Source organism: Nostoc sp. XA010 (genome assembly GCF_020829625.1).
Taxonomy (GTDB): Bacteria; Cyanobacteriota; Cyanobacteriia; order Cyanobacteriales; family Nostocaceae; genus Nostoc.
Genome location: NZ_JAIVFX010000112.1, coordinates 1 through 4,159 on the forward strand (window position 1 = coordinate 1; position 4,159 = coordinate 4,159).

Below are 4,159 nucleotides of genomic sequence, written 5' to 3' on the forward strand. Positions count from 1 at the left end.
AATTAAATTTTTCGAGAGTGCCTTCAGGTACAAGCAACCTTTTTAGTTGTTTTTGTTCTCGTAGATTACACGCGAACAAATTATGATTTATTCCGTTATCTATTTTCCCTTAACCGAGCAGTATTGATTGTTAATCTCTCTATTAAGCAGTTTTCTCAATCGGATTTGATTAAGCAGATTGAGCATATTTTACACTCAACTGGTCTTGACCCCAACATTCTAATTCTAGAGATTACTGAAAGCGTAATTATGGAAAATGGCGATGAAACAACTGCTACTCTCTCACAAATTCGGGAGTTGGGCGTTGAAATATCAATTGATGACTTTGGTACAGGCTACTCTTCATTAGCCCGTCTTTCTAGCTTTCCAATTAGTGTGTTGAAGATTGACAAATCCTTCCTCAATCCGATGGATACTAATAGCAGAAATTTAGAAATTATTGAGATCATTGTCACGCTAGCACACAAACTGGGTATAAACGTGACCGTTGAAGGAGTAGAGACAAAAGACCAACTAGCTTTTATTAGAAAGTTAAACTGTGAATATGCTCAAGGATATTTTTTCTCGCCTCCATTGGGTACCTCAGATGCGTCAGCATTAATTATGGCAAATCTTCAATGGTGAGGTTTTGATAAATTCAAATAATTCCACAAGAGAGATGAGAAAGGAACTCGTCGCCATGAGAGCTGGTTTTACTTCCACTTGGGCGGACAGCCAACAAACTAAGTTTATAAAGTGGTGCTGTGTTTTTCTCCTATCGATGCCATGTTTTATTGCCATGCTATAGTATCAGGTCACAGGCGCGATCCCAAAAGCGTGATCGCTGTATATTATATGCCACTAGACAACCCCAATAGCTTGCCAGTGAACCAATTGCAGAATATTCCTACTGTACAGGTGGCGTTTGAGCCTTCGGAAGAAGGAGAAGTTAAGTTGCTGCACGAGTTGTCAAGAAACTACTGCCACAGTCCAAGCGGCTCAAATGCAAAGCTGACGATTGGAATCAGCAGCTACTCGATTATGGGCAGCAGTTAAGGGAACAGCATCAGCAGGAGGAAGATTTGAGTCTTTAAAAGTCAGCTTCGGCTCCGCCCGCCGCAAGCATTGCCAGTGCGTAAGTGCTAAAAGTATATCCTACTACAGATGGCATATTTATTAGTATAGATTGATACTAATAACTTAATAATTTCACTACTTACACTTTGTAGTTTTGCAGCTTAAGCAACATGAACGCAGATGAGTTTAGCCAACAAATAGAACAATTGCGCTCACGGGTACGGAGAATATGGCAGCGCACTGCTACCGAACCGAACTCACAACAAGAGCTAACAATAGCTGCTTTTGATGAACTCCAAACGGCAGTGGAAGAACTATTGGTTTCCTCCGAGGAGTTAGAGCTAGCAAGAGCCATAGCAGAGAAAGAGCGCCAGCGTTACCAAGAATTATTCGATTTTACGCCGGATGCTTACTTAGTAACTAATACCGCAGGAAAGATCCTAGAGGCTAATTATGCAGCAGCAACCATGTTCTCTGTGCCCCAAAAATATCTGGTAGGTAAACCATTAATTCTGTTTATTGCTCAACTTGACCGCCGACTCTTTAGCTCCGTGATAAATAATTTGCAGCAGCAAAGTCAGTGGGTACTTGACCTAAAACCACGGCTCAGTAAGCCCTTGACTGCTAGTATCATGGCATCTCCAGTCTATGACTCACAAAACAATTTGGTAGGCTGGCGTTGGTTGCTGCGTAATCTTAGCGAAACTGAAGAAGGAGTGAGAAAACGCACAGAGGAACTGGCAAAAGCAAATCAGCAATTGCTGAGTGAAATTACAGAGCGTAAACTCGCCAAGTCACAACTGCTGCACCTTGCGTTTCACGATGTGCTGACGGGGCTTCCAAACCGCGCTTTATTTATGAACCGCTTAAAAGAGGCGGTCAATTATTCCAAACGCCATTCAGATTATCTATTTGCTGTCTTGTTTCTAGACCTAGATCGCTTCAAGGTGATCAATGATAGCCTGGGACACACATTTGGAGATCAATTACTGCAAACCGTTGCTCAAAGGCTCCAAGAATGCTTGCGCTCTACAGATATAGCTGCACGGCTAGGAGGAGACGAGTTTATCATCTTACTGGTGGGAATTAAAAATGTATTAGAAGTGGTAGCAGTTGTTGAGCGAATACAAAATAATCTGGCACGAACTGTGGTTCTAGACGGGCACGAAGTGTCCACTACAGCCAGTATTGGCATTGCCTTAAGCATAACAGGTTGTAAACAACCAGAAGATTTCTTGCGTGATGCCGATATTGCAATGTACCGAGCGAAGGCACAAGGCAGGGCGTGCTATGAAATTTTTAACACTGATATGCATATTCAAGCAATGGCACACTTGGAGTTGGTTAACGATCTACGCCGAGCCGTTGAGCTTCTTGAGTTTCGGATTTATTATCAACCGATAGTGTCACTCAGTCGCGGTAGGATAACTGGTTTTGAAGCGCTTGTACGCTGGCTACATCCAAAACACGGCATTGTTTTGCCAGAGTATTTCATGTCAACTGCCCAAGAAACCGGGCTAATTATCCCTATTGAGCGGTGGCTCTTGCATGAGGCATGTCGTCAGGTACAGCAGTGGCAAGAGCAATTCTCCTCTGTCCGTCGGGAGATGAGTGAGTGTCCCTTGACCATTAATGTCAATCTTTGTAGTACAAGGTTCAGTGAAGAAAAGTTACTACAGCACACGAATCAAGTACTACAAGACACTGGACTCCCCGCATCGAGTTTGATGATGGAGATTACAGAAAGCATAATTATGGAAAACAACGATAAAGCCATTATCAGGCTAAGGCAACTGAGAAATTTAGGAATTAAGTTGGCAATTGACGACTTCGGTACGGGCTATTCCTCATTAGGTCGTCTCCACAACTTTCCGATTAATCAGTTGAAGATAGACCGCTCCTTTGTTAGCGGCAGCATTATTGATGATGGAAATTTAGATATTGTTGAGACAATTATTACATTGGCTCACAAATTAGGTGTGAATGTGACCGCTGAAGGGGTGGAGACAGAAGAGCAACTAGCACTGTTAAGAAAATTGAACTGTGAATATGGGCAGGGATATTTTTTTTCACATCCATTAGATAGCTCTCAAACTGCGGCATTAATTATGGCAAATCCTCAGTGGTGATGGTTCTAAGACACGTTTGGAAATTTTTTGAGCCATTTATTTGTCACAGTATTTTTTAAGGGGAGAGGAGTTTAAATTCCAACAGCAGGATTTATCCTGATGAACCGAATCTCTAAGTTGTACTTTGTGTGTAGTCCATGCCTTGCGACGAGTGTTGGGTATGGAGTCAGCTGACACAACTGCTGAACGCGAACTTAGCCACTTTGGTTCTACTGGCAGAAACTCACAAATTGATGCGCTTGAAGAAGCTAGACTTGCCGTAGAACAGATTGTAATTCCTAAAGGTCAGCCAGTAGAATTACTACCTCGTTCTGCCAAAGTGCGAGAAATGCAGCACGAACTGGTTGAACGCTACCATCTCAAGTCTCATAGCTTTGGTGAAGAACCTTTTCGTCGTTTGCGGATTTTTCCCGCTTGATGCTTCACCTGGAGTCAAACTAGAGGAGTAATTTTCTTCTGGCTGAACTTCAGTTGGTGCTGATACCGATACCCTCAGGGTACTCCCATGACTGCCGTTTTGCTCAATACGACCGTGGCATTTTAGAAAGATGAGCCTCACCAAGTCATACTTGTCAAGAAGTTAATGGGAAGTAGTCAGCAATGCAACAGCGAGTTTAAAAGCAGCCTGGATAGCAAAACACCAAAGTTGGTTATAATCAGAATTTTCTCCAGAAATTTCCAGAAATGCTTACTTAATATAGTAAAACCCTTGCAATTTAAGGATTACATCTGCATTGACAAACTTCCCAAAATTATTTTGGAAAAATAGTTGACAAAAATATTTGCACTCGTTATATTGGATAAGCACCTGAGAGACGAGCGCGTTTAGAGCGACGACCGAAGGACGCCGAACCTTGAAAATATTATAGTTTGAAAGCGAAAAGACAGCAAGTAGTTTGCGTCAAGAAAATAAAGATAACTAAGCTGAAGTTAAAAAAGAGCAGCTAAATGTATTGAGCTATAGAGCTTTCCAA

General features: G+C 42.1%; 3 protein-coding genes and 1 pseudogene. All 4 read left to right on the top strand.

Features of this window, described 5'->3' with window-relative positions:
- Positions 1-123: 123 nt before the first annotated feature.
- A complete protein-coding gene (locus LC608_RS36295; protein WP_229558128.1) occupies positions 124-624 on the top strand; it encodes an EAL domain-containing protein in 501 nt (166 codons plus the stop codon).
- Positions 625-834: 210 nt separating this feature from the next.
- Positions 835-1,035, top strand: coding sequence for a hypothetical protein (locus LC608_RS36300; RefSeq protein WP_229558129.1), 201 nt, complete (start codon positions 835-837; stop codon positions 1,033-1,035).
- Between the two features lie 191 nt (positions 1,036-1,226).
- On the top strand, positions 1,227-3,185 hold the full coding sequence (locus LC608_RS36305) for a bifunctional diguanylate cyclase/phosphodiesterase (protein ID WP_229558130.1): 1,959 nt from the start codon (positions 1,227-1,229) through the stop codon (positions 3,183-3,185).
- Positions 3,186-3,315: 130 nt separating this feature from the next.
- Positions 3,316-3,603 (top strand): annotated as a pseudogene (locus LC608_RS36310) (R3H domain-containing nucleic acid-binding protein); the annotation flags it as partial.
- Positions 3,604-4,159: the final 556 nt, after the last annotated feature.